Annotated in this window: 19 protein-coding genes; 12 read left to right on the forward strand and 7 right to left on the reverse strand. The window is 54.4% G+C overall.

Features of this window, described 5'->3' with window-relative positions; translation table 11 throughout:
* Positions 1–13 precede the first annotated feature (13 nt).
* On the forward strand, positions 14–2,329 hold the full coding sequence (gene metE, locus G438_RS0108625) for a 5-methyltetrahydropteroyltriglutamate--homocysteine S-methyltransferase (RefSeq protein WP_026460977.1): 2,316 nt from the start codon (positions 14–16) through the stop codon (positions 2,327–2,329).
* 356 nt (positions 2,330–2,685) lie between these two features.
* Positions 2,686–3,111 carry a winged helix-turn-helix domain-containing protein gene (locus G438_RS0108630; protein ID WP_026460978.1) on the forward strand — a complete coding sequence of 142 codons (426 nt, stop codon included), beginning with the start codon at positions 2,686–2,688 and terminating at the stop codon, positions 3,109–3,111.
* Positions 3,112–3,254: 143 nt separating this feature from the next.
* Here G438_RS0108630 and ilvA read toward each other — a convergent pair whose 3' ends face one another.
* On the reverse strand, positions 3,255–4,547 hold the full coding sequence (gene ilvA, locus G438_RS0108635; RefSeq protein WP_026460979.1) for a threonine ammonia-lyase IlvA: 1,293 nt from the start codon (positions 4,545–4,547) through the stop codon (positions 3,255–3,257).
* Positions 4,548–4,849: 302 nt separating this feature from the next.
* On the opposite strand from ilvA, the gene orn reads away from it, so the two are divergent.
* From orn to ettA, 3 genes are all read left to right on the forward strand, one after another.
* The gene (orn, locus tag G438_RS11545) at positions 4,850–5,443 is read left to right on the forward strand and encodes an oligoribonuclease (RefSeq protein ID WP_051259493.1); all 594 of its coding nucleotides are present in this window, start codon (positions 4,850–4,852) and stop codon (positions 5,441–5,443) included.
* A 127-nt stretch (positions 5,444–5,570) separates the two neighbouring features.
* The gene (locus G438_RS12100) at positions 5,571–6,272 is read left to right on the forward strand and encodes a single-stranded DNA-binding protein (RefSeq protein WP_051259441.1); all 702 of its coding nucleotides are present in this window, start codon (positions 5,571–5,573) and stop codon (positions 6,270–6,272) included.
* Between the two features lie 45 nt (positions 6,273–6,317).
* Entirely contained in the window at positions 6,318–8,000 is a 1,683-nt protein-coding gene (gene ettA / locus G438_RS0108650; RefSeq protein WP_026460980.1) for an energy-dependent translational throttle protein EttA, read from the forward strand.
* Between the two features lie 136 nt (positions 8,001–8,136).
* Here ettA and G438_RS0108655 read toward each other — a convergent pair whose 3' ends face one another.
* A complete protein-coding gene (locus tag G438_RS0108655) occupies positions 8,137–9,099 on the reverse strand; it encodes an acyl-CoA thioesterase (protein WP_026460981.1) in 963 nt (320 codons plus the stop codon).
* A 216-nt stretch (positions 9,100–9,315) separates the two neighbouring features.
* On the opposite strand from G438_RS0108655, the gene malQ reads away from it, so the two are divergent.
* The gene (malQ, locus tag G438_RS0108660; RefSeq protein ID WP_026460982.1) at positions 9,316–11,466 is read left to right on the forward strand and encodes a 4-alpha-glucanotransferase; all 2,151 of its coding nucleotides are present in this window, start codon (positions 9,316–9,318) and stop codon (positions 11,464–11,466) included.
* Positions 11,467–11,609: 143 nt separating this feature from the next.
* On the opposite strand, the gene G438_RS0108665 is transcribed toward malQ, so the two are convergent.
* The 3 genes from G438_RS0108665 to G438_RS0108675 all read right to left on the reverse strand — a co-directional run bounded on the left by G438_RS0108665 (position 11,610) and on the right by G438_RS0108675 (position 13,249).
* Positions 11,610–12,062, reverse strand: a complete 453-nt coding sequence (locus G438_RS0108665) for a PTS sugar transporter subunit IIA (RefSeq protein ID WP_026460983.1) — start codon at positions 12,060–12,062, stop codon at positions 11,610–11,612.
* A 2-nt stretch (positions 12,063–12,064) separates the two neighbouring features.
* The gene (locus G438_RS0108670) at positions 12,065–12,295 is read right to left on the reverse strand and encodes a PTS sugar transporter subunit IIB (RefSeq protein WP_026460984.1); all 231 of its coding nucleotides are present in this window, start codon (positions 12,293–12,295) and stop codon (positions 12,065–12,067) included.
* Between the two features lie 102 nt (positions 12,296–12,397).
* Entirely contained in the window at positions 12,398–13,249 is an 852-nt protein-coding gene (locus tag G438_RS0108675) for an HAD family hydrolase (RefSeq protein WP_051259442.1), read from the reverse strand.
* Between the two features lie 466 nt (positions 13,250–13,715).
* On the opposite strand from G438_RS0108675, the gene G438_RS0108680 reads away from it, so the two are divergent.
* The 3 genes from G438_RS0108680 to G438_RS11555 all read left to right on the forward strand — a co-directional run bounded on the left by G438_RS0108680 (position 13,716) and on the right by G438_RS11555 (position 19,663).
* The gene (locus G438_RS0108680; RefSeq protein WP_026460986.1) at positions 13,716–16,103 is read left to right on the forward strand and encodes a glycoside hydrolase family 3 N-terminal domain-containing protein; all 2,388 of its coding nucleotides are present in this window, start codon (positions 13,716–13,718) and stop codon (positions 16,101–16,103) included.
* A gap of 83 nt (positions 16,104–16,186) precedes the next feature.
* Positions 16,187–16,609: a hypothetical protein gene (locus G438_RS0108685; protein ID WP_026460987.1), complete on the forward strand. Its 423-nt coding sequence runs from the start codon at positions 16,187–16,189 to the stop codon at positions 16,607–16,609.
* 150 nt (positions 16,610–16,759) lie between these two features.
* Entirely contained in the window at positions 16,760–19,663 is a 2,904-nt protein-coding gene (locus G438_RS11555; protein ID WP_051259443.1) for a glycoside hydrolase family 3 C-terminal domain-containing protein, read from the forward strand.
* 34 nt (positions 19,664–19,697) lie between these two features.
* Here G438_RS11555 and G438_RS12715 read toward each other — a convergent pair whose 3' ends face one another.
* Positions 19,698–19,823 (reverse strand): hypothetical protein, encoded by a 126-nt coding sequence (locus G438_RS12715; protein WP_276201379.1) that lies wholly within the window; start codon positions 19,821–19,823, stop codon positions 19,698–19,700.
* Between G438_RS12715 and G438_RS11560 the strand changes: the two genes are divergently transcribed.
* The 3 genes from G438_RS11560 to G438_RS0108710 all read left to right on the forward strand — a co-directional run bounded on the left by G438_RS11560 (position 19,822) and on the right by G438_RS0108710 (position 23,953).
* Positions 19,822–22,254, forward strand: a complete 2,433-nt coding sequence (locus G438_RS11560; RefSeq protein ID WP_051259444.1) for a glycoside hydrolase family 3 C-terminal domain-containing protein — start codon at positions 19,822–19,824, stop codon at positions 22,252–22,254. The genes G438_RS12715 and G438_RS11560 overlap by 2 nt on opposite strands.
* Before the next feature lie 3 nt (positions 22,255–22,257).
* Positions 22,258–22,833: a hypothetical protein gene (locus tag G438_RS0108705; protein WP_026460988.1), complete on the forward strand. Its 576-nt coding sequence runs from the start codon at positions 22,258–22,260 to the stop codon at positions 22,831–22,833.
* Positions 22,834–22,900: 67 nt separating this feature from the next.
* Positions 22,901–23,953, forward strand: coding sequence for a glycosyltransferase family 2 protein (locus G438_RS0108710; protein ID WP_240471047.1), 1,053 nt, complete (start codon positions 22,901–22,903; stop codon positions 23,951–23,953).
* Between the two features lie 24 nt (positions 23,954–23,977).
* Here the strand turns inward: G438_RS0108710 and G438_RS0108715 are convergent, their stop codons facing one another.
* Positions 23,978–25,249: an ATP-binding protein gene (locus tag G438_RS0108715; protein ID WP_240471048.1), complete on the reverse strand. Its 1,272-nt coding sequence runs from the start codon at positions 25,247–25,249 to the stop codon at positions 23,978–23,980.
* Positions 25,250–25,251 lie beyond the last annotated feature (2 nt).

Raw genomic sequence — 25,251 nt, forward strand, 5'->3', positions numbered from 1 at the left:
AACGGATAATTCCATGTCATCATTTCCTTCAGCTACCATCCTTGGGTACCCGCGGATTGGACGTGGCCGCGAACTGAAAAAGGCCCTCGAATCCTTTTGGGCAGGCAAGATCAGCGAATCTGACCTTTTAGATTCCGAGGCGACGCTACGCAAAACCAACTTGGCGCGCCTCGTTGAGCTGGGCCTTGATGCCCAAAACTCGTCCTTGCCAGAAAACTCAGCATTGTACGATCAAGTGCTCAATATTACGGCGCTCCTTGGTGCTACTCCTGAGCGTTTCGCGGGTCGCACAGGCCTGGACCTTCATTTTGCTTTGGCGCGAGGTGACCATGGTGTAGCTCCGCAAGAGATGACGAAGTGGTTTGATACTAACTACCACTACCTTGTGCCAGAAATTGGACCGGATACACCTATTAATTTTGCTGATAATGCTATTGTCCGACGCTTCGTCCAAGCCAAAGAGTGGGGGTATCTGACGCGCCCTGTGCTGGTTGGGCCGGTGACCTATCTTGCGTTGTCGAAGGTTTGCGAATCTGCCCCCGAAGGATATGATCCCTTCCTTCGTCTTGATGAGGTTGTGGCGGTCTATCAGCAGCTTCTTGCTGAACTGTATGCCGCAGGCGCGCAGTGGGTACAGCTCGACGAACCCGCATTGGTGACGGATAACCTCACGCACCCCCGCTCACGCCTCGGCGAATATGCAGGGCAGGTGTACCACCAACTAGCGTCGCCCAGCCTCGACGAACGCCCCCGTATCCTTGTGACGACCCCCTACGGTGATGGCCGCCTTGCGTTGCCTCATTTGCTTGCCAGCGGTGTCGAGGCTGTACATCTGGATATTGTCCGCGGCGCGTTGCCGACGGGCGGACTGTTGGATTTTTCGACCGTAGATTTAGTCGTTGGCGTGGTTGATGGACGTAATATTTGGCGGACCGATTTGGCTCAGGCACGCACACTCCTTGACGAGGCTGCGCGTCTTGGTGCGGCAAGCGTGAGTGTGGCGACAACGAATTCTTTGCAGCATGTGCCACACGACACAGCTTTAGAACAATGGGATGATGCCGAGCTCAACGCCAATCTCCACAAATGGTTGGCTTTTGCTGATCAAAAGGTGTCTGAGATAGTGACCTTAGCTACCGGTGTGACACAGGGATGGGAGGCGGTCGACGGCGCCATCGAGGAGGTCACTCGTGTCCTTGCGCAGCGTGCCGAGGCGGTAGGGGTTGTACGTTCGGATGTGCGTGCGCGCGTGGCCGCCTTGAGCGCAGCTGACCGTAGTCGCGGGGAGTACTCGCTCAGAGAATCGGCCCAGGCACAGCGTCTTGAACTGCCAGATCTGCCAACCACGACGATTGGATCTTTCCCACAAACGGTGGAAATTCGTCGAGCACGCGCTGCCTTTGGTCGTGGTGAACTCACCGAAGCAGAGTATCGACAGCGCATGGAAGCAGAAATTGCGCAGGTAATCGCGTTGCAAGAGCGCCTCGGTCTGGATGTTCTTGTGCATGGGGAGGCAGAGCGCAATGATATGGTGCAGTATTTTGCTGAGCTTCTTGAAGGTTTTGCTGCGACACGCCATGGGTGGGTTCAGTCCTACGGTTCGCGTTGTACCCGTCCATCCATTCTGTGGGGTGATGTTGCACGTGTTCAGGCGATGACCGTTGAATGGGCGACCTATGCGCAGTCGCTGACTGACAAGCCAGTCAAAGGCATGTTGACTGGTCCGGTGACTATTATTGCGTGGTCGTTCCCACGCAATGACCTGTCCTTGGGTGAGGTTGCTGATCAGATTGGTTTGGCGTTGCGTGATGAGGTGAATGACTTGGAAGCTGCAGGTATTGCGGTAATCCAAGTGGACGAGCCTGCATTGCGTGAGTTGTTGCCTTTGGATGCGGATCAGCATGCCGATTACCTCCGTTGGTCTGTCGATTCCTTCCGCGTCGCAACTGCCGGTGTACGGTCTGATACACAGATACACACGCATTTGTGTTACTCGGAATTCGGTCAGATTATCGACGCAATTGCTGCGCTTGATGCTGATGTCACATCAATTGAGGCAGCGCGTTCGCGTATGGAGGTGCTTCCTGAACTGGCTGCGCATGGTTTCAATCATGGGATTGGCCCAGGGGTGTGGGATATTCACAGTCCACGCGTGCCTTCAGTTGAGGAATTGACCGAATTGATCGAGGCGGCGGTAGCTTCGGTTCCGCGGCAACGACTGTGGGTCAATCCAGACTGTGGATTAAAGACCCGAGGGTATGACGAAACCGAGGCGTCGTTGGCCAACCTTGTTGAGGCAACAAAACGAGTGCGGGAGGTGCGTCGCTGACAACCAACTGATCGTCTACGCGTCATCAGGATAAGACGTGGCAATTGACAAAGGGGTGGCTTCTGCAGCATGTGTGCTGCAGAAGCAGCCTTTTTGTGTCGGGTGCGCATGTGCACATCCGTTACTGAATGTCAGTATGTGGACACCTGTCGCCGTGCGTGAATAATTGACGATACTTGAAACATGACTGCTTTCGAGATGCGAATGTGCCGCCCAATGTGCGGCTCCATGTGCTCTCGAATGTGTATGTGATCGACGCTCGTTGCCCTTAGTCGATCTAGCCGCAGATTTGCCCCAATTATTTTGCTTCCCTAAGTGGAGTGGGCCTTGCGGCTCCGTGAGAAACGGATACACCAATGACACTCGTTTACACCCCTGAAACTACTGCGACCTGCGCAGAACCCACATCATTTGATGCCTTTCTTGCCGTGCTTGACGGACTTCGACTCAGTTCGGTTCGCGTCGACCTCGACCTGGACAACCATGTGGTGCGTATTGGCGGCAAAGTGGTGGCATTGTGCAATAAGGAATACGAGCTCCTCACCCATTTGGCCGCTCGCTGCGATCGTGCAGTATCGCGTGAAGAGCTCTTTGAAACCGTGTGGCATGGGAGTGGACTGAGCGCGGATAATTCACGCACGGTTGATGCCCATATCCGACGCTTGCGCGCAAAACTCGCCACACCGGACCTGATTTCGACCGTTCGCGGTCAAGGCTACCGCTTCAATTCTGCCGCCGACGTGCGCGTCACCCTGACGCCAGTACATACTCTTGCGGCGTAGGACGCCTCGGTGTTGCTGGGAGACACTCTGGCTGGATAGTGCAAGTTGCAGTGTCGCAGGCGGATACCCTGCCTGCGTAACGCGCCTTGTGGTGGCGTTGGTGCATATCCTGGCGCGTCCAGCTGTTGCGCATATTCGCCTTGTTAAATGACGAGCCGGTAGAAGTCAGAATCCGCTTGTAGTTCTTCGACGTGCAAGGGAGAGGCTTCCATACGGCGCCGCAGAGGATGGATGTCATCTTTGCACGACAGATCAATGCCGACCAGCGCGGGGCCAGAGTCACGATTATTTTTCTTCGTGTATTCGAAATGCACGATGTCATCATGAGGACCCAAGACGTCTTCGAGGAACATGCGGAGCATACCGGGTTGTTGAGGGAAGGTCACTAAGAAGTAGTGACGCAATCCCTCGTGGCGAAGTGAACGCTCCATTATTTCTGCATAGCGTGTCAAATCGTTGTTTCCTCCAGATACAAGGCACACGATCGCGCCATCCTTACCACCAAGCAGGCGTTCTCGGACATCGCGATTCGCCAGGAAGTGGAGTGCTGCTGTTGATGCTAAGGCACCAGCAGGTTCGGCGATGACTCCATCGGATTGGTACAGCTCTAACATTTCGGTGCACACCGCGCCTTCGGGTACGACCAAGACGTCGTCGACCTGTGCGATGACGGTGTCGAAGGGGAGGGTACCGATTTGTCCAACGGCGGTACCATCGACGAAGGGATCAACAGAGTCGAGGCGGACTGGTTGTCCAGCGTCGAGAGCTGCGCGCATACTCGCTGCCCCTACAGGTTCGACACCGATGATTTTGATACCTGGTCGTCGTGCTTGGAGGGACGTCAATACGCCGGCAAGAAGGCCGCCTCCGCCTACAGGGACCAGAACTGCCGCCGTGTCGGCCGGCATTTGGCGGTCAAGTTCAACACCGATTGTGCCTTGTCCTGCGATGGTCAATGGGTCGTCGTAGGGGTGAACATAGGTGCGTCCAGAAACGCGAGCAGCCTCCTGCGCCAAAGCATTGGCTTTGTCGAAGGTGCCGTCGACAATGACTTGTTCAACCCACGCGCCGCCGATATCGGCTATGCGATTGCGTTTTTGCCGAGGAGTATTCGACGGAAGGTAGATGGTGCCACGTACGTGCAGGTGGGAGCAGGCGTAGGCGACACCTTGGGCGTGATTACCCGCTGAAGCGCACACCACGCCTCGTTCGCGTTCAGTGGGGGATAGGGCTGCCATTCGCGCGTAGGCACCGCGCACCTTGAATGAGCGACATTTTTGTGTGTCTTCACGTTTGAGATATACCCGAGTATCTATGGCGTTGGTCAGTCGGGCCGAAAGATCAAGGGGGGTTTCACGCACGATGCCTTGCAATACCGTCGCTGTTGAGTCGACGAGTTGTGGACTCACCAATGTGATGTTGTGTGGCGTGGTCATGACGGGTCCTTCCAAACGTGTGCCCAATGATTGTAGAACCCACGGGCATTAATGTGGTGCAATGATCATTGCGCGGAAACGGCACTAGCACCATGTGAGGACCCTCTTGAGAAACCGGGGTTGACAGGCGCGGACGCAGGCGTGGCAGCTAGAGGCAAGTGAAAGCCTGGCAAGTAGTGCGGTATCACCATGCACGTACCGACGGCATGGAGTGGAATTAACTGACGTTGTATGCGGCAGCGTCTTACACTTACCGGGTGAATAAAACCCTCAAAGACCCACTCGTGTGGATTGACTGTGAAATGACCGGGTTAAATGCCGAGACAGACGCCCTGATCGAAGTGGCGGTCGTGATCACGGACGCGCAACTCAATGTGGTTGCACCAGGTATCGATGTCCTTATTGCCCCAGAACACGGAGCACTGGACCGCATGAATGATTTTGTTCGCCAAATGCACACCGCTTCGGGTCTCCTTGAGGATCTTGAGGCAGGCGTGACAATGGAGCAAGCATGCGACACAGTGCTTGCCTACGTGAAAAAATACGTGCCTGGAGCAAATAAAGCGCTGTTGGCGGGTAACTCTATTGGCACTGACAAGCGTTTTCTTGAAGTGAATATGCCGCTGCTCATTGATCATTTGCATTACCGTGTCGTCGACGTGTCAACACTGAAGGAACTCGCGAAACGTTGGCATCCTGTGGCCTATGAATGCGCGCCGACCAAGCAGGGTGGGCATCGCGCATTAGCAGATATCCTCGAGTCCATCCAAGAGCTCGCCTATTATCGCCGGGTTTTGTTCCCTCCCGTGTCCCTGGTACGTGACGACGTTATTCGCATCCGAGACGAGGTGATGGCGCAGTACGCTCCTATTCTTTCCACAGCGGCGTCTCAGTAAGCCATTTTTACACACCCTTTTTCACCCTCGTCCTGTTTCCACAGGGCGAGGGTATTTTCGTGTCACTAGTAGGTGATTTCCGTCATTGTTGAGGCATCACCCTCATGTCACGAAAGGACGGAATATCATGAGCGGACAAACACTGACACTGCGCGGCCGTGTCGCTACCGACCTGAGCAGCCAACGGACAATACATGGGCATACCAGTGTACGTTTTCGTTTGTGTTGCCCCCAGTGGCGCCTCACCGATGCGGGCGAGTTCCAAGAAACATCGACACAGTGGTACACCGTGAAAGCCTGGGACAAACTTGGCGACAACCTGATGGCATCACTACGAAAAGGTCAAAAAGTCATCGTGATTGGTCGACCTGTTGCTGAGGCGTGGGCTGACAAATCTGGAGAGGTCCGATCAGCGTTGAGTATTACCGCTGTGGCAGTTGGACATGACCTTAGCGCTGGGATTGCGCAGTTCTATTCGCCACCGCGCACTACTCGCCAAAGCGATGAAGAGGCCAACCTAGAAGCACCAATGAATGAACCACGATTAGTACAGGCAGCACCACAAAAGGATGACCCATGGGAGCTCACACCCTCGCCGCCCATCATCGACAGAAACACCCATGACCAGAAAGCACCGTTCTCGGCCACTTCACATGACGCTCAGTGTGATACTGGTGTAAATATTGAGCCGAGTCAATGCCCCGGTGGCGAGATAAACGGTGAGCAGGAACGACCCGTAGTTCATCGTGGCGCATTTGCTGACGAATATGGCGGTGCGATTGGCCACTTGAGTGACCAGGACGAACCGGAAGAGGCGCCAGTGTCTTAGCATTGGACTGGCAAGCCAGAATCACACAACCTTGGATGGAGCGAAGTGGCTGAGTACATCTACCAGATGATTAAAGCGCGCAAGGCGCACGGCGACAAGGTAATCCTTGACGACGTCAGTATGTCATTCTTCCCCGGCGCAAAGATCGGCATGGTTGGCCCTAATGGTGCCGGAAAGTCATCGATCCTGAAAATCATGGCAGGTATTGACGAACCATCCAATGGTGAAGCTCGGCTTACACCTGGATATACCGTCGGCATCCTCCTGCAGGAACCAGAACTTGACGACACCAAGACGGTTGTAGAAAACGTGCGTTTAGGCGCGGCAGACATATTTGCCAAACTTGACCGTTTCAATGAGATTTCAGCTGAAATGGCAAACCCTGACGCTGATTTTGACACGCTGATGGATGAGATGGGCAAGCTTCAAACTGAGATCGATGCTCTTGACGCATGGGATATTGATTCGCAGCTTGAGCAAGCAATGGAAGCATTGCGGTGCCCACCTCCAGATCAGATGGTGAGTGTGCTTTCTGGTGGCGAGCGTCGCCGTGTAGCCCTGTGCAAACTTCTCATCGAAGAGCCTGATCTTCTACTACTTGATGAGCCGACTAACCACCTTGATGCCGAGTCGGTTCTTTGGCTGGAAAAACACCTCGCTTCGTACCCTGGCGCGGTCATTGCCGTTACCCACGACCGGTATTTCCTTGACCATGTTGCTGGTTGGATTGCTGAAGTTGACCGCGGTCACCTGTATCCTTACGAAGGAAACTACTCCACCTATCTGGAAACCAAAGAGAAGCGCCTTCAAGTGCAGGGACAGAAAGACGCCAAACTTGCTAAGCGTTTGAAAGAGGAACTTGAGTGGGTACGGTCCAACCCTAAAGGACGCCAAGCCAAGTCCAAGGCCCGTTTGGAACGCTACGAAGAGATGGCCGCGGAAGCCGAGCGTACCCGCAAACTTGACTTTGAAGAGATTCAGATCCCGCCAGGTCCACGTTTGGGCAGTGTTGTTATTGAAGCGAAAGACCTGAAAAAAGGCTTCGGTGACCGTACGCTGATCGACGGCCTCTCGTTCTCGCTGCCACGTAACGGCATCGTTGGTGTCATTGGCCCCAATGGCGTCGGCAAAACAACACTTTTCAAAACCATCGTCGGATTGGAACCTCTTGATGGCGGCGAATTGACTATCGGCGAGACAGTAAAAATCTCCTACGTCGATCAGAGCCGTGCAGGTATTGATCCCGACAAGAGCCTGTGGGAGGTCGTCTCGGACGGATTAGATTTCCTTCAGGTGGGCAATGTTGAAATGCCGTCACGTGCCTACGTTTCCGCTTTCGGTTTCAAAGGTGCGGATCAGCAAAAGCCTGCTGGTGTTCTTTCTGGCGGTGAACGCAACCGACTCAACCTTGCCTTGACCTTGAAGCAAGGCGGTAACCTGTTACTTCTTGACGAACCAACCAACGACCTTGATGTTGAAACCTTGGGTTCGCTTGAAAATGCTTTGCTGCAATTTCCAGGTTGTGCTGTTGTCGTCACCCATGATCGTTGGTTCCTTGACCGCGTCGCAACCCACATCCTTGCATGGGAAGGTACTGACGAAAACCCAGCGAACTGGTTCTGGTTTGAAGGAAACTTCGAGTCTTACGAAGCCAATAAGGTCGAACGACTTGGTGAAGTGGCCGCTCACCCGCACCGTATGACACACCGTAAACTCACGCGCGGCTGAATTCAAAGGCGCAGCTGATTTCTGAAGTACCACTGAAATCGGTAGTGCCACGGCATACGCAAGTGCCGTCTACGGGGATGTCCGATCCTCGGTAGACGGCACTTCGTCGTATATCGGCCAATATGGCACACACCTGCTAAGCCATTGCGCTCGTCAGTTTGCCCGTTACTGGATCAACACCAAAACCCCAACTGGACGAACCTGAATGCTCCTCATTGGGGATGCGGAGCATCGCCTGTTGTTCAGCCTCGGCTACGAGTATGCCTTCACGTGTGAAGATGCGCGTGCGAGTAAGAACTTTGCCGCTATTGATATTGGAACAGGTGCCTTCATACAACAGCCATTCGCTCGCATCAACGTCCCTGTGGAACCACATTGCGTGATCGAGGGAGGCCGCTGACATGCCTGGCGTCATCCACGACAAACCTAGAGAACGCATAGCAGGTTCCAACATCACCTGATCAACCACATAGGCAAGTAATGCCCGGTGAATATGCTGGGATAACCCTTGGGGGAGTGGGCTGCGTGGACGCATCCACAAATGCTGGGTGTTCTTCAACGTGGGATCGGCTGACGCGTACAAACTTTGTTCCACATGGCGCACATCAAAGGATGCAGTTTTACCGAGAAAACGCCCAACAGGATGATCCATCATTCTGAAAATCTCGAACGCGGATTGAAGATCCTCAGGCTCAGGCACTTCTGGGCCGCGTTGATGCCATTCTGCCCCTGCCTCCGTGGCAACGAAGGACGCTGCCAATGACATGATTTCACGGCCGTCTTGTTGTGCTGTCACACGCCGTGCCGTGAATGATCGGCCTTCACGTAGGCGGTTTACTTCCAGAGTGAAGGGAGTATTGGGGTCACCTCCCCGCAAAAAGTAGGCGTGTAGTGAGTGGATCATCCGCGAAGGGTGATCTAGTGTCGCTGCTGCTGCCAATGCTGCCTGCGCCAATACTTGTCCGCCGTAGACCCGTGTTACCTGCGGCAACGAGTGTGCGGTAAATATGTCATCGCCAGCTTCCGTTAGCGAAATAATACGCAGCACCGAGGCAATCGGTTCGTCGCTCGTCAGCGGTACGGGGATAGGACGTGTCATAGGTCTATTGTCCGTGTCTCTTTGAGGTCGATGCACCAGCGAAGGCTAGGAAGTAACTCACAGGCACATTATTTGCTCCTTTGTCGACATGATGCAGCCGTGAGAATGCAGAACATAGTGATATATCACGAAGAAAAAGGCTGTCATGGCGTCCTGATCGGGCTTTGGGCGACTAGGATAAGATAGCACGCTCTTTAAAACCAGCAAGGATTATCCATGGCACTGAATGCACCTGCAGGCGACGACATCGAACTTCTTCGCAATCTCGCTCAGCGCAATGGGGTTGCCACTGGCTTTTGGGATTGGTATGGGCAACGCAAAGATGTGTCGGCTGATTCTCTTTTGCGTGTACTACAATCTTTGGGCTTACCTGTAGATCCCTCCTCAACGGTCGCTGACGTGCATGTCGCAATGAACGAGACCGAAAATAATATTTGGCGCGCCACGCTTCCTCCCACGGTTGTCCTGCGTGAAGGCGCCGATACAGAGATCAACGTCCATGTTCCCGACGGTGAGTGGGTCAGCGTCGAATGGATCACTGAAAACGGAAACCGCGGCTACTGTGATCAACGCGATAACTGGGATCCGCCTCGTGTCGTTGACGGCATATTAATGGGGCGAGCAACCTTCCACATCCCATCCCATCTCGGCTTAGGGTGGCACCGCCTCGAAGCGCATACGCAGGGTGGACATCACGCGCACGCAACCCTGATTGTCGTACCGAATGCCTTAACGGTGCCCACGAAAGACGGGAAACGTCGTTGGGGTATGGCCGCGCAATTGTATTCGACGCGTTCACGGACCTCGTGGGGGATGGGCGATGCGGCGGACCTTGCTGATCTGCTTGCTGTCAGTGCCGAGGCGGGGGCAGATTTTCTGCTGATGAATCCAGTGCATGCGTCAGCGCCCATCGCGCCTATTGAAAACTCGCCGTATCTTCCCGTTACCCGACGCTGGGTTAACCCTATTTACATTCGACCCGAGCGTATCGACGAATACGGCGCCGCCCCAGAAAGCGTGCGCCGATACGTGGATGCGCTGCGTGAACGGACCGCGTGGCATGACGGCGACCTCATTGATCGTGATCGTACGTGGGCCGCAAAATGCGCGGCGTTGGAACTGATTTTCCCGTTGCCGCGTAGCGTGGGACGTCAAGCGCAGTACGTGCATTTTGTGCGCCGTGGTGGTGCTGATCTGGAGAATTTCGCACTGTGGTGTGCGATCGTTGAACGCGAAGGCACAATTCAACTGCCAGATGAACTTGCTGACGTGAATGCACCCGCTGTTGCGCAGGCGCGCCACGACCTGGCTGAACGCATCGAATTTTGGCGCTGGTGCCAGTGGATCGCCGCAGATCAGTTAGCACATGCGCAATACGTGAGCCGTCGTTTGGGTATGGATGTGGGTGTGATGGCCGATCTTGCCGTTGGCGTTCATCCTTACGGCTCAGAAAAGTGGTCCGATCCTGCGATGTTCGCACCCCGTATATCTGTGGGCGCGCCTCCTGATATGTATGCGCAGCAAGGCCAAGACTGGTCGCAACCTCCGTGGTCACCGCGTGCCCTTGCCGAGGCGGGTTATCGTCCGCTCAGAGAGATGATGCGTGCGACGCTTGCTAACGCGGGCGCTGTGCGTATTGATCACATCCTCGGGCTTTTCAGACTGTGGTGGATCCCAGAGGGCCAAGGTGCCGGTGCAGGAACATACGTCAGTTACGACCACGAAGCAATGGTGGGCGTTATTCTGCTTGAAGCACAGCGTGCAGGTGCACAAGTCATCGGCGAGGACCTAGGTACCGTTGAACCGTGGGTGCGTGGCTACCTTCATGACCGGGGTATCCTTGGCACCTCGGTACTGTGGTTTGAAAAAGAAGGATCCGGTTGGCCTCTCCACGCTGACCAGTACCGTGACGCCTGTTTGGCGGCGGTGACGACCCATGACCTGCCTCCAACGGCTGGGTATCTTGTCGGCGTACAAACGACCTTGCGGGATCAGCTTGGTTTACTCGTTGACGACGTAAAGATCATGCGTGATGCTGACGAGCGTGAACAAAGCCAAATGCGTACGAGGCTCCATGAGTACGGGTTACTTGAAGAAGGCGAATGCTGCACGCAAGAACATGTGGAAGCGCTCCACGCGTACGTTGCACGCACACCGGCGCAGCTCGTTGTTGCTTCACTCGTTGATGCCGTCGGTGATACGCGACCTCAAAACCTCCCTGGCACAAATCGGGAGTACCCGAATTGGTGCGTGCCCTTATGTGACGGTGACGGGCATGAAGTACTTATCGAGGCGTTACCCACCAACAGCGCCCTGGCATCCTTGGCCAGCGTGCTCAATCGCGAAATGTTGCCTCAGGAGCGCTGACTTTCCGTAGGTGTCAACTGCGCCTGCGGTGTGGTGTTACTTTCCCCAGGGTATGGTGTTACTTTCGGTGCGGTACGTATGGTGAGACATATGCGTGTATCTGACAACGACTGCCTGCAAGGTGCGTAACGGCATTGGTTAGGTCAGTCAAGGTACCTCAAGATAGGGCTACCTGCGATCACAGGCGTACCAGGCCATACACTCGGTTCGGGTTCAACATTTGTGTCAAGGACAATCACCGGCACGACCGTGTCCTTCCCAATGCGCATCGCCTCGGAAAGATCCCAATGCGCCATGATGTCGCCGATGCTCACCTTGTCTCCTGACGTGTGATAGACCGTGAACCCTCGGCCTTTCAACGTGACAGTGTCGATACCAAGGTGCACCAAAATATCGTGACCGCTGCTGGTGTGAATAATGAAAGCATGCGGGTGCATTTTCACGATGGTCCCGCTGACGGGCGCAAAAACAGGGATTACTGACTCCTCAGTTGGGGTGATAGCGACGCCGGGACCCACGATTGCTCGAGCAAACACAGGATCGGCGACGTCGCTGAGCGCTGTAAGAATCCCAGCGATCGGAGAACAAATATCCACACTTACCTCAGTGCTTGAAGGTCAGCAGCGATTTCTTCTGCACGTGGGCCCATGACGAGTTGGAGCGAACGGCCCAGTCCCACCACGCCGAAGGCGCCTGCGGCTTCAAGAGCTGCTTCATTAACCGCTTCGGTGTCTTTCACGTCGACACGAATCCGCGTAATACAGGCCTCAACTGAAGCAATATTATCGCGTCCACCCAGCGCCTCGAGAATCGATTCTGCTTGGCTCATCATTGCCCCCTCACAGTAGACACCACCAATACGATGGAAATATCTCCCTTTCAAGGATAGTCGGGAAATGGTGCCCGTGGAAGCGCATGGATACGATGATTACTAAATGAGCCCCAAATAATCGAAGGCCAATGCTAGACCGTCAGAGGCGACATCAGCGGTCACATAGTCTGCGGCATCGCGTACTTGCGAAGGAGCATTACCCATGGCAACGCCTACACCAGCAGTGGAGAGCGCTTCGATGTCATTATGGGAATCACCTAAGGCAATGGTGGCGTCAAGAGGAAAGCCGAGGCGGTGAGCTACCGCCGTGATTGCGGCGCCTTTTGATACGCCTTCAGGCATAAATTCTGCGACGAGGGTGCTGCCCGCACCGATGGAGCCTGGAACCATCCGTACTCCAGATGGAACGCGCATCGCCAGTTCCTCGTAAGTAATTCGTTGACGGTCAATATAAGAGGTACATTTCGAGATGGTGGTGGGAAGACCAGGCTTGAGGTAAGGGGTAATGGCCTGCGTGTATTCGTCCCAGGAGTCGTTATTGCGTTGCTTCATCGCTGTATTAAAAAATTCGAAAAAGCCCTGGGAATGGTAAAAGGCGTCGGTTCCCTGCCAAATCGTCTGTGCACCAAGCGAATCCAACAGTGCGTTCACGCGTTGAATATCGGCTGCCGACAGTCGCGCGTCAACGAGTACATGTCCGTCAACTTTCGCGTAGCCTCCGCCCGAGGCGATGACACCGGTAAAACCAGGTTCCCACAAGCGCGGGTATATTTCGGGGATAGAACGGCCCGAGCACAGGAGCAATCGGTGTCCATTAGTTACCGCCTGCTGGCACGCATCGAAAGCGGAATCCGGTATCTGCTGATCATGCGTCACTAAGGTGCCGTCAATATCAATGAATACAAGGCGTCGTTTGTTGTCGGCACAAGGATGCGAGATCGGGGAATCCATAAGCATATTCTCCCACGTTGGCAACGTAGTGGCGATGTTGACGATGCGATTGCGATATTGAAAATGTCGCGGCGACGTTGGCCTGTGTTGCTGTGGCGAGATGTCGGCCTGTGCTGGTGTGGTGGGATGTGTCGATGTGTGGCGTGGGGTGGTGCACTTCGATACGAAGACGTGTTGTCTAGGGTGCGTGGTTCGGCGTATTTTGATGTCGCGCTTCGATTGCGACTATGTCACGAATTGGTAACGGCGTGACAGATTGTGCACCGTGTGTAACAGATCATGCAGATTCTCTTTACCCGCTGCGATCCACCTCATAGGGTCACCTCAGGTGCCCGGTGTGGACGCAACTGGTGCGTCCATCGTTGCCCGGCCTGCGGCGAGGCTGTTGCAGGTTGTTGGCATTGCGGACACCAGCCCAAACACAAGCTCCCGAAGTTGTGGGACGCGAAGCGAGGAGAACCGACCAATGCGTAAGACACGAGGTGCAATTGCAACTGTAGGCGCAGTTGCCGTTGTGCTGGCAGGATGTACTGCCGCGAATGACACGCAAAGCGCCACTGAAGGTAGTGAAACTACGTACACAAGCACTGAACTCACCGACGGCAAAACTGCTTTTACCCGTGTGGTGAACCCCAATGGTGGCGCTGTTCTGAGCTATGCCACCGGCGGCCAAATGAAGATCGTTGAGGCTCAAGACGGCGATTACACATACGCCTTCAAAGATATCAACGGCAATGGGAGCCTCGATACCTTTGAAGATTGGCGTCTTGACGCAGCCGCTCGTGCTGCTGATCTTGCACCTCAACTCACGAAGGAACAGCAGTCAGGTTTGATGCTTTTCTCTTCCCATGAGCGCGCCCCTGGCGATGGTCTTACCGACGCCCAAAAGGAATATCTCTCGACCTCACATCTACGCGCAGTGCTTAATGCCGGCACCTCAGATGCTAAGCAGAACGTCCAGTGGGTCAATGAAATGCAGGCCTATGTGGAGACGTTGGCAAGTGCTGAAACGCCATATGTGCCCGTCAACTACTCATCCGACCCGCGTTCAGACGCATCGAATACAGGGTCATTCACCGAGGCAGGTGAAATCTCCAAATGGCCGTCCTCTCTTGGTTTGGCAGCAACATTCTCCCCTGAAACGGTTCTGCAGTTTGCGCAGATGGCTTCAGCCGAATACCGAGCCCTTGGCATTGGCACCGCGCTTTCTCCACAGATCGACCTAGCCACTGAACCACGCTGGTTACGTGTATCGGGCACCTTCGGTGAAGATTCGACTATGGCCGGCGAAATGGCTGCTGCCTATGTTGAGGGCTTCCAAGGCACTTTTGCTGAAGATGGCACGAACCAAGGGTGGGGCGACGAATCCGTCAACGCCATGATTAAACACTGGCCGGGTGACGGCTCTGGTGAAGGTGGACGCGAATCGCATACTAACGCTGGAAAATACGCCGTGTACCCTGGCGATAATGCTGCCGAACATGAATCCGTATTCAAGCAGGCTCTGGACTCAGCGGCAATTATGACCTCCTACTCGGTTGGTGTCGCCGCAGATGGCAGCGCCGAATACGCTGAACTTAAAGGCACTTCCTACGACTCAGGTAAACTCAACGCCTTACGTACCGACAATAACTACAATGGTGTTGTCGTCACCGACTGGGGTGTGACACGTGCCCTCACCGACGAACCCAAGCCTCGTATCGCAACGGGATGGGGTATCGCCGATATGACCGTTGAAGAACGCCACTTTGAAATCATTAAACTGGGCACTGACATGTTCGGTGGCAATAACGATGTCGCTCCCGTCCTTGCCGCCTACGACATGTGGCAAAGCAAGTATGAGGCCGGTGAACTCGATGTCGACGCCGCAACCCGCTGGGCAGAATCTGCAAGTCGTATCCTCACCATGAGTTTCGCCAATGATGGCTTCGACAACCCCTTCTTGGTACTTGAGGACTCACAAGCCACCGTTGGTTCTCAGGACAAGGTGGATGCTGGACGCCAAGCTCAGCTCAATTCTGTCGTGATGCTGAAGAATGCCAACGGTACCGTCACCTTCGATCCCAATGCGGATTACTCCGATAAGGTCGTTTACATCCCGCAATCCTTCGACACTGGTTTCAACAGTATCTTCGGGGAGGCGCAGTACACCGATGGGCCAACTATCGATATCGACACCGCCAAGAAGTTTTTCAAAGACGTTGTCACCGACGAAGTTACCTACGATGCAGAAGAAAAGGTCACCGAATACAAGGCTCCAGATCTGTCCAATGTTGACATGGTGATCGTTGGTTTGGATAGCCCCAATAACGGCAACAATTTCTCTAACGCCGGTTGGATCGAAGCCAGCAACACGTGGTACCCGCTGAGTCTGCAATGGGCACCGTACACTGCCAATGGACCCAATGTTCGCACCACATCAATTTCGGGCGACACCTTGGCTGATGGCACGAAGGAGAATCGCAGCTACCTTGGAAACACCTCCATTATTTCTAACGCTGCCGATATTGACGCCTTCAATCGCGCGGTGGCCGCTGTGGAAGCCTCCGGAAAAGACATTCCGGTCATCACCATCGTCAAGGCAAAAAACCCGGTGATACCCGCCGAGTTCGAAGCTAAATCAGATGCCATCTTTGTCGGCTTTGGTACCGCTGACGAGGCGCTGCTGACTGTCGCACTTGGCAAGCACGAACCGGCAGGCCGTCTGCCTATCCAATTCCCCAAGGATATGGACACGGTTGAAGCCAACTTGGAAGACGTACCGAAGGACGTCACCCCCTACACCGACTCTGAAGGTAATAGCTACGACTACGGCTTCGGACTTGGTGCAGACAACCAGCCCATCACCGGATGACAAGATATGACCTGGTCGGGGAGGTCTTGTGCCTCCCCGACCAGGGAGCACCCCACCTCACCCTCGGACAGAAAGCGATAGACATGAAAAACTCACTCCTTCGAATCACCCTTGCCGTAACGCTCGCGCTGGGATTGTCAGGCGGCCTTGCAGCATGTTCGTCGTCAGGGACAACAAGTAACAGCGACACATCCTCAAGTGCGGCTGCCGACAGCGAAGACGCAGAAACTAAGGCTGACCTTGAGTTAGCTTTGACAACGGTGAAAGAGACACTGGAAACTAACCCAGATCTCACACAAATCTATTTGGCGAATGACGTTGACAAGCCAACCGAAAAATACGGCATGCTTGTCGTTCCCTACGATCATTCAGATGCCACTGAAAAACTCACCACATCAATTGTCGAAATCCAAGACGGAAAATTCATCATTGGTGCGGTGGCAGCAGCATCGCAGAAAACCTGGCAGATCGATCAGGACGGCACTATCACCGAAGTCACCGAGTAAACCCTCCTTTTCTGAGGAGTTGTGTGGGGAAAACCCCTGGGCCATACAGTACCGCCCAGGGGTACCCACCACATATCGAAGATCCTGCACCAATAGTTTTGACCGTCAATCAATGGGGAGCGCAGTCACGTGTCCACACAAAAGAAACCTATGAGCAACAAAAAATACCTGGGCATTTGGGTGCCTGTCCTTGCACTACTCACAGTGATCGTTGTCGTGGCCAATATCGCCATCGGAGTCTTCGATAAGTGGATCGAAGGTGTCCTTGGTGCGGGCACATACACGGTGGAAAATAGCGAGGTCGGTGCCACGTGGGATACCTCGTACTACACGGCAGATTACGCCAGTGAAGAGGAACATACTGCTGCCGCCTCGCAACTCATTGAAGAGATCGTTGCAGAAGGAACGGTCCTGGCCAAAAATAGCAACCAAGGCCTGCCCCTTGCCGCAGGAGCGAAGGTCACGATGTTGGGACGCGCAGCAGCTGACCCCGTCTACGGCGGTTCCGGCTCAGGGTCGGTGGATACCACCACTGCGGTGGACGCACGAAGTGGTTTGGAAAACGCCGGCTTCGAGGTGAACGACGCTGTGTACCAAACGATCGCAGCATACGCGGAAAGTAATGACCGCGCTGAAATCGTGATGGACAACGAAGCGGAATCAACGTACTACATCGGTGAGCTTCCGGTGGCACAGTATGAAGCACAGCAGGCAACATTTAGCCAATATGGCGACGCAGCCTTGGTATATATCGGCCGTGGCGGCGGTGAAGGTGGTGACCTCGCGCGCGATATGAACGGCTGGGATGACAACTACACCGAAGGACAACATCAGCTTGAACTCAATAAAGATGAGCGCGACCTGATTGCCTTGGCTAAAGCACATTTTGACACGGTTGTCGTCATCGTCAATGCCTCCACAACGATTGAAATGGGACCCATCCAGGACGATCCGGGTATCGACTCGGTGCTGCTTATTGGTTCCCCGGGCCTCTCGGGTTTCAACGCTGTAGGCAAGATATTGTCGGGCGAACTCAATCCTTCTGGAAAGACCACAGATATTTGGGCAGCCGACTTCACCAAGGATCCAACATTTGTCAACTTCGGTGATTTTACCTATGAGGACCTGGCAGTGTCCTATCCATCAAGCGCGCTTGGTTCTGTAGCATCTAACGCCACTGTTTCTGAAGAAGCGACCTTCGTGAACTATCAGGAAGGGATCTACGTAGGTTACCGCTATTACGAAACTGCAGCGGCCGAGGGCTTTATCGACTATGACGAAGCTGTCGTCTACCCCTTCGGCTATGGTCTGAGCTACACCACCTTTGAGTGGAAGATCGTTGACACTTCGCTGGGTGAAGTCGATGGCACCATTAGCGTCGACGTTGAAGTGACTAACACTGGTACGACCCCAGGAAAAGACGTTGTGGAACTGTACTACAACGCGCCTTACACCAAGGGTGGCATCGAAAAGGCTGAGGTGGTCCTTGCAGGTTTCGCCAAGACCGATCTTCTTCAAGCAGGCGCCTCGCAAACCGTGACGGTGCAATATAACGTCGAAGATATGGCTTCCTATGACTATGAGGATGCAGGTGCCTACGTCCTAGAAGCAGGCGACTATCTCATCACGGCACGCACAGATTCGCATACCGTTGCCCCAGGCACTGAAGCGGTCACCTACACCGTTGCTGAAACGGTGGTGTATGACCAGACAAACCCACGTTCTTCCGACAACACTGCGGCCACCAACCGCTTTGATGATGTTTCAAGTGCATTTACTGATGACGCCTCACAAAACAACAAAATTGTGAATATGTCTCGCGCAGATTTCGCTGGCACCTTCCCCACAGCCCCCTCAGGCGACCTCTTGAAGGCATCTGAAGAAGCGAAGGCAGGCTTTGCGGTCTATGACCACAAAGCGGCAGCAAGCGCCTCGTCAGTCGAAATGCCCACCACCAAAGCGGATACGGAGCTGACACTGGTAGATCTGCGTGGCTTGCCCTACGACGATCCAAAATGGGACGAACTCCTTGACTCTCTCAGCGTCTCAGATATGACCGATATGCTCCTCAACGGCGCGTATAACACAGCGGCCATCCCGTCCATCGCCAAGCCTCAAGTGACGGACTTGGATGGACCAGCGGGCTTCTCCTCGTTCATTAATGCCTCAGTCAATGGACCTGCTTACCCGTCAGAATTCACTATCGCCCAAACGTGGAATACTGAGCTTGGCGAACAAATGGGTGTCATGATGGGTAATGAGTCCCTGCTGAAGACAGTGTCGGGCTGGTATGCACCAGCGATGAACCTTCACCGGAGTCCTTTTGCTGGCCGTAACTTCGAGTACTACTCAGAAGACCCCTTCCTGTCTGGGGCGATGGCCACTGCCGTGTCGCAAGGTGCAGCTACGAAGGGTCTGTACACCACGCTCAAACACTTCGCGCTCAATGACCAGGAAACAAACCGCGTGAATAACGGTGTGGCATCATGGGCGAACGAGCAAACGATTCGTGAAATCTACCTCAAGCCCTTTGAAATGGCCATTAAAGGCGTGCAGATGCCGGTGAGCTACATTGCTGATGGCCAAGGGACCCTTGCTGAAACCCACATTGGTCCAACCGCTATCATGAGCTCTTTCAACCGTATCGGTGGAACATGGGCGGGCGGAAGTCGCGCGCTGATGACTGATGTCCTAAGAGGGGAGTGGGGTTTCAATGGATTCGCCATCACCGACTTCAACCTCTACAACTACATGAGCCCTGACCAATCCATCGCGGCAGGGACGGACCTCACCCTTTCTTTCGCACCATCGAAGAGCTTTGCGGACACCTCCTCGGCTTATGCAGTCAGCAATATCCGCCAGGCCACCAAGAATATTCTCTTCGCTGTGGCCAACTCTAACGCGATGGTCGGACAGGCTCCAGGTGCCACAGTCACCTATACGCCACCAACGTGGAAGTATGCCCAATGGGGTCTGACCGCACTCCTTGGCCTTGGTATTGCGCTAGGCGCAGTCTTAGTGACGCGTCGAGCACTGAGGCATCGGAGCGCCTAAGACATCACTTCAAATACACAGAGCTGGTGGGGTGTTAGCCAGTGAAGGCTCCACCCCACCGGCCTCCTTGTCGACGTATCGCAGACACGTTACCGGCGCCAATCTGTAGTGCTTTCACATCACCGCCAGGTTCTTGTTGCAGCAGGAAAGGATTTGTCATGGCTGAGACCCAACTGAGCCTTATCGAGGCAGCAGCGCTCCTGTCAGGCTCATCAGAGTGGGATTCACGCCCGCTACCCGGTCGAGGTATTGCCTCATTCGTCATGTCCGATGGACCCCACGGCATCCGACGCCAACTAGGGTCGGGTGACCATCTGGGCATCGCCGCCTCGCAACCTGCGACCTGTTTCCCTACAGCCGCGACCGTTGCGGCATCGTGGGACCCTGGCCTGGCCGAAAAAATGGGACAAGCTCTTGGGCGCGAAGCACGCGCCCTAGGGGTTGATGTTGTCCTAGGTCCAGGTCTCAACATCAAACGCTCACCTCTATGCGGTCGCAATTTTGAGTACTACTCGGAAGATCCGCTGCTGTCGGGTCGTATGGCAGCAGGACTGGTCCGTGGGATACAAAGTGAAGGGGTGGCTGCTACACCAAAACACTATGCTGTCAACTCTCAGGAACTACGGCGCCAAGCGTCAGATTCCATCGTTGATGAACGCACGATGCGGGAAATCTACCTGACAGCCTTCGAAATTGTTGTTCGGGAAGCTCATCCACAGGCACTCATGTCGTCCTACAACAAAGTCAATGGAACCTACGCTCATGAGCATCCGTACCTTCTCACCACAATTCTGCGCGAAGAATGGGGTTTTGACGGACTCGTGGTCTCCGACTGGGGAGGTTCTAATTCGGCACCAGCGGCGGCGGCTGCTGGCGGGAGTCTTGAAATGCCCGCTCCTGGCCTGCATTCGGTACGTGAGATCGTTGCCGCCGTCGAAAGCGGACAGATTAGCGAGGCCGATGTGCGTGCACGGGCACGTGAAGTACTCGCAATGGTGGCGCGAGCAAAATCCCATTTGCCGCGGCCCGATTATGACGCAGAAGCACACCACAACCTTGCCCGTGACATCGCGCGTCAATGTGTAGTCCTGCTGCGCAATGAGGAACAGATATTGCCTTTCAAAGCCCACACACGTGTGGCCATCATTGGCGATATGGCCCATACGCCACGTTTCCAAGGTGCAGGATCCTCCCTGGTCAATGCCACTCGCGTTGAGAATCTGCTTGAATGCGCAGGACAGACAGAATTGACCGTTCTTGGATACGCCCAAGGATATGACCGACGTGGACATGCACGCCCTGACCTCATCGATGAAGCGACAGCATTGGCCACGGGGGCTGATGTCGTTGTGGTGGCAATCGGACTGGATGAGTTGTCTGAGTCTGAAGGACTTGACCGCGCGCATATGGATCTTCCGCGGGTTCAGATAGATCTGCTTGAAGCGTTATATGCCGTCAATTCCAATATTGTTGTTGTGCTGTCGGCAGGATCAGTGGTCACCACCGCATGGGCGCAATACACCCGCGCTATTGTGCATACCCACCTTGGGGGACAGGCAGGAGCCAGCGCAGCGTGGGATGTGCTCACCGGAAAATACAACCCCTCAGGACGTTTGGCAGAAAGCTGGCCGCATCGCCTCGTCGATCACCCGACCAGCGCATATTTCCCTGCACGTGGAGCCTCCTCGATCTACCGTGAGGGCCTCTATGTCGGCTACCGCTACTTTGATACCGCTCAGGTTGATGTTGCCTATCCCTTCGGTTTTGGCTTGTCGTACACCACCTTTACCTACAGTGATCTTCGTATTGACGAAGCTGGAGTGCGCTTGAGCGTCGCTAATACGGGCGAGGTGGACGGCGACGAGGTCGTGCAACTTTATGTGCAGCGGCCGGGCACAGTGTGGGGACCTGCGCGTGAACTCAAAGGTTTCGTGAAGGTTCACGTTCCCGCTGGTCACAGCGAAGAGGTGAGGATTGCTTTCGATGAGTACACATTCAGGCATTTCGACACGCAGGCACATCAGTGGCGTGTCGAGCCAGGACAATGGCTCATCCATATCGGTGCCAATATTGCTGACATTCGTTTAAGCGCACCCTGGGTGTGCGCAGACGATTACGGCGACGTTGAGGTGTGCGAGGTCCCGCATCCTTATCGCACAGGCAAGGTCCTTGAGGCGACCGACGCTGACGTTGCCGTGCTGCTTGGACGTGAGCTGCCGCAGGAGCTCCACGGTCAAATACGTGCAGATGAACCACTGAGCGCTATGGAACGTTCACCAAGTTTCCTGGCACGAAGTACCGCCAAAGTATTGGCGGGACGTCTGCGCAAGAGTGAAGAAAAAGGTTTTCCTGATCTCAATCTTCTCTTCGTCACCAATATGCCCTTCCGTGCACTCGGAAAAATGACGAAGGGAGCCATATCCACGCAAACAGTGGATGGAATTGTTGACTTCGTTAATGGACGACGCATAAAAGGTCTGTGCACTATTATTCGCACATTTTTTGGTAACCGGCGTGAAAACGCACGTACTCAACGTTTAATTGACCAGGCGGCACAGGCAGATGATGCGACCGCTAAGGAAGGACACTGAGCGATGTCACGTATCAGCGCGTGGTGGAAAAAATTTGAAGACACACATCAAACAAGTGCCCAGTTCATTGTTTTTTTCATCCTGTCCAACGGCATTACTGTGCTGCAACTGGCACTGATGCCTGTGCTCAAATGGATATTCGGTCAAACTCCACTGGTTGACACCGCATTCCAGTTTCTTCCCATCGGCGTCAGCAACGGCACGACGATCTATATGTTCGACTATGCCGCTGGTCCTGTTGATGCTGACGGCCTTGGAGGCGGCCTCGCATATTTTCTCGCAGTGCAGATCACGCTGCTGATCGCTCAGGTGATTAACTTCTTTGCTCAACGCAATATCACCTTCAAGTCAAACTCATCAATTGCGCGAGCAGCATTTTGGTACACGGTGGCGTATGTCGTCATCACCGTCGTTGCCGCAGCACTACAGGTGATCTACAAGGCACCCATTTACTCCTTCTTCCAAGAACAGCTGGGTGTAGCAACCGGACAAACAGTTGCGGACGTCATCACCATGATTATTAATGCAGCCATATCCTTCTGGGTTTTCTTCCCCATATTTAAGGTGATCTTTAAATAGGGGATGAATGTGGACGTGCGTCGCGTGATATTTGGCAAGACGATCATCATGGGGCACGATTGTGCATGTGACTAACACACAACTACACGGCCCCTCAACGCAGGCACCATTGCTCACGGTGATCGTACCGTCCTATAACTCGCAGGATTATTTGGATCGCGCCATGCAATCCCTTGTGGGTTACGGCGATGAGGTGGAAGTCCTCATTGTCAATGATGGCTCCAACGACAACACTGAACAGATAGCGAACGCATGGGCCACGAAGCATCCCACCTGTGTGCATGCAATACACCAGACCAATGCTGGACACGGTGGAGCACTTAATACGGGTATCGCTGCTGCCCGAGGCACTCACCTTAAGGTTGTCGACTCAGATGACTGGCTTGACCGTAAGGCACTGCGCGCTGTGCTGGATCTGCTTCGTACGGTGCGTGACAATGGCGAAGAACTCGACCTGCTCGTCACCAATTATGTGTACGAAAAGCAAGGACGCTCCCACAAAACTGTCATCAAATATCGCAATGTGCTGCCGCAGGGCCGTACCCTCGGCTGGGAGGATATTAAGGCGTGCCGGTACGACCAGTACCTCATGATGCACTCTTTGACGCTTCGGACTGACCTTGTGCGCGCATCCGGCTTGGTGTTGCCCGAGCACACTTTCTACGTCGATTATCTATACAGTCACACGCCATTTCCGTTGGTGCGCACTATCCGTTACCTTGACGTGGATCTGTACCGTTATTTCATTGGGCGTGACGATCAATCAGTCAATGAACCAGTAATGATCAAGCGCATCGACCAGCTGCTGCGTGTCAATCGCGCCATGGTGGCGGCCATGCCTGACCCTGAGACGGTACCCCACAACCTGTATCGCTACATGGTGCATTACCTCCGCATTAACTGCGTGGTATGTACGGTGATGCTGTTACGCTCGGGCACCCCGGAACATCTTGAGGCGAAAGATCAATTATGGGCAGACCTCGAAAAGACTAACCCCCGTGCGTCACATGCGGTACGGTCTGACCTGCTTGGGCGTCTCGTGACCATTCCGGGCACGGTGGGCACAAAGATCACCTTGGCTGGCTATGCCGTATCCCGGGCAATTATGGGCTACAACTAGGCGCCGGTTACCAAGAGGGACTCCTTAGCTTGAACTGCCCGAGATTTGTGTAGATGGCAGCAAAACGGTGAGCGTGAACCAGTTTCCGCTCACCGTTTTCGTTACCTCGCCACCATATTTGTGGGCGGTGTGCTGGATAGACCGTAGGCCGATGCCATGCATATGTGCGCGTGGCTTCCGTGTTGCTAGGTGCCCTGTACTGTCGTACACCAGATGTCCGTCAAACCAGTTTTCAATCCTCAGCACCACCATAGATCCTTGGGCGTGCAAGGCAAGGGTGATGAGTCGTTTGTCGTTGTCTGCAACACGACTACATGCTTCGATAGCGTTGTCGAGGGCATTACCTAATAGAGTGGCCACATCCATCGAAGGCATCCCACGTAGCAGCGTCCCATCGGCCACAGCGGTGAAGGTGATATCAGCGGCAGCACAAGCTGTGGCTTTCGAGGCGAAAATGACGTCAAGTACCGGATGCCCGCAATCGAAACGCTGTTGAAGGGCACCAACAGAACGCTCAAGGTCTTGAAGATATTCCTTGGCTTGTTCGGAGTTCACTTCACTACGCACTAAAGCGATGTGGTGTTTGAGGTCGTGGCGTGCTCGTGCAACTGCTTCCGTATCAGCTTTCGCCTGTAGATATTGGTTGTGTTGAGCGTGGAGCATTGCCTCCATCACCGCTAATTCTGAGGCAATTTTGACTTCGCGCAAGCGTTCCTGTTGGGCGTACAACGCGACAAGACCACATAGGTCCACCAACGTGCGAATATAGAACACCTCTGTGCCCGCACGACCAGAAAATGGCGTGTCCACGGTAACGAAGGAAAGATTCGACATTGCGAAGGTGACGAGGCCGACCAGGGTGGCAGACAGCAGATTCGCGTCGGCCAGGTGGGTGCCGAATTCGGAGGAGACATGGCGCTTCTCCAGAAGCCACATGGCAACGAGTACAGCCGCATATATCAGTGCGGTAACACCAATCGATAGTGGATGAAAAGGATGGGCGTCATCGGCGAACCACATGACGATCTGCCATGCCAGGGAGGCAAGAAATTCAGCAAGGATAAATGCCCGTATTGTCAGATGCCCGACGAGACGCCATGGACCGCCGGTCGCCCAGGAAATCATTAACGCCATCGTGGTGAACGAAACGACCATGCCGAGAATCCACAGTTCGACTGGCATATGTCCAGCAATAAGGTGAATTGCTGTAAGAAGCGGCAGTCCACAACTGAGGCTAAGAAGAGGCCGTGTCCGAGGTTTCGTCTTATCCCACAGCAGGAGAATATAGACAGACACAG

It is taken from the genome of Schaalia suimastitidis DSM 15538, from assembly GCF_000429105.1.
Lineage (GTDB): Bacteria > Actinomycetota > Actinomycetes > Actinomycetales > Actinomycetaceae > Pauljensenia > Pauljensenia suimastitidis.

Excerpts from the sequence above, each read along its gene's own strand:
- G438_RS0108655 (WP_026460981.1), bottom strand. The coding sequence starts at position 9,099 with ATGACACGTCCTATCCCCGTACCGCTGACGAGCGACGAACCGATTGCC.
- metE (WP_026460977.1), top strand. The coding sequence starts at position 14 with ATGTCATCATTTCCTTCAGCTACCATCCTTGGGTACCCGCGGATTGGA.
- G438_RS0108675 (WP_051259442.1), bottom strand. The coding sequence starts at position 13,249 with ATGGATTCCCCGATCTCGCATCCTTGTGCCGACAACAAACGACGCCTT.
- orn (WP_051259493.1), top strand. The coding sequence starts at position 4,850 with ATGACCGGGTTAAATGCCGAGACAGACGCCCTGATCGAAGTGGCGGTC.
- G438_RS0108630 (WP_026460978.1), top strand. The coding sequence starts at position 2,686 with ATGACACTCGTTTACACCCCTGAAACTACTGCGACCTGCGCAGAACCC.
- G438_RS0108705 (WP_026460988.1), top strand. The coding sequence starts at position 22,258 with ATGTCACGTATCAGCGCGTGGTGGAAAAAATTTGAAGACACACATCAA.
- G438_RS0108680 (WP_026460986.1), top strand. The coding sequence starts at position 13,716 with ATGCGTAAGACACGAGGTGCAATTGCAACTGTAGGCGCAGTTGCCGTT.
- G438_RS0108670 (WP_026460984.1), bottom strand. The coding sequence starts at position 12,295 with ATGAGCCAAGCAGAATCGATTCTCGAGGCGCTGGGTGGACGCGATAAT.
- G438_RS12715 (WP_276201379.1), bottom strand. The coding sequence starts at position 19,823 with ATGACAAATCCTTTCCTGCTGCAACAAGAACCTGGCGGTGATGTGAAA.
- G438_RS11555 (WP_051259443.1), top strand. The coding sequence starts at position 16,760 with ATGAGCAACAAAAAATACCTGGGCATTTGGGTGCCTGTCCTTGCACTA.
- ilvA (WP_026460979.1), bottom strand. The coding sequence starts at position 4,547 with ATGACCACGCCACACAACATCACATTGGTGAGTCCACAACTCGTCGAC.
- malQ (WP_026460982.1), top strand. The coding sequence starts at position 9,316 with ATGGCACTGAATGCACCTGCAGGCGACGACATCGAACTTCTTCGCAAT.
- G438_RS11560 (WP_051259444.1), top strand. The coding sequence starts at position 19,822 with ATGGCTGAGACCCAACTGAGCCTTATCGAGGCAGCAGCGCTCCTGTCA.
- G438_RS0108685 (WP_026460987.1), top strand. The coding sequence starts at position 16,187 with ATGAAAAACTCACTCCTTCGAATCACCCTTGCCGTAACGCTCGCGCTG.
- G438_RS12100 (WP_051259441.1), top strand. The coding sequence starts at position 5,571 with ATGAGCGGACAAACACTGACACTGCGCGGCCGTGTCGCTACCGACCTG.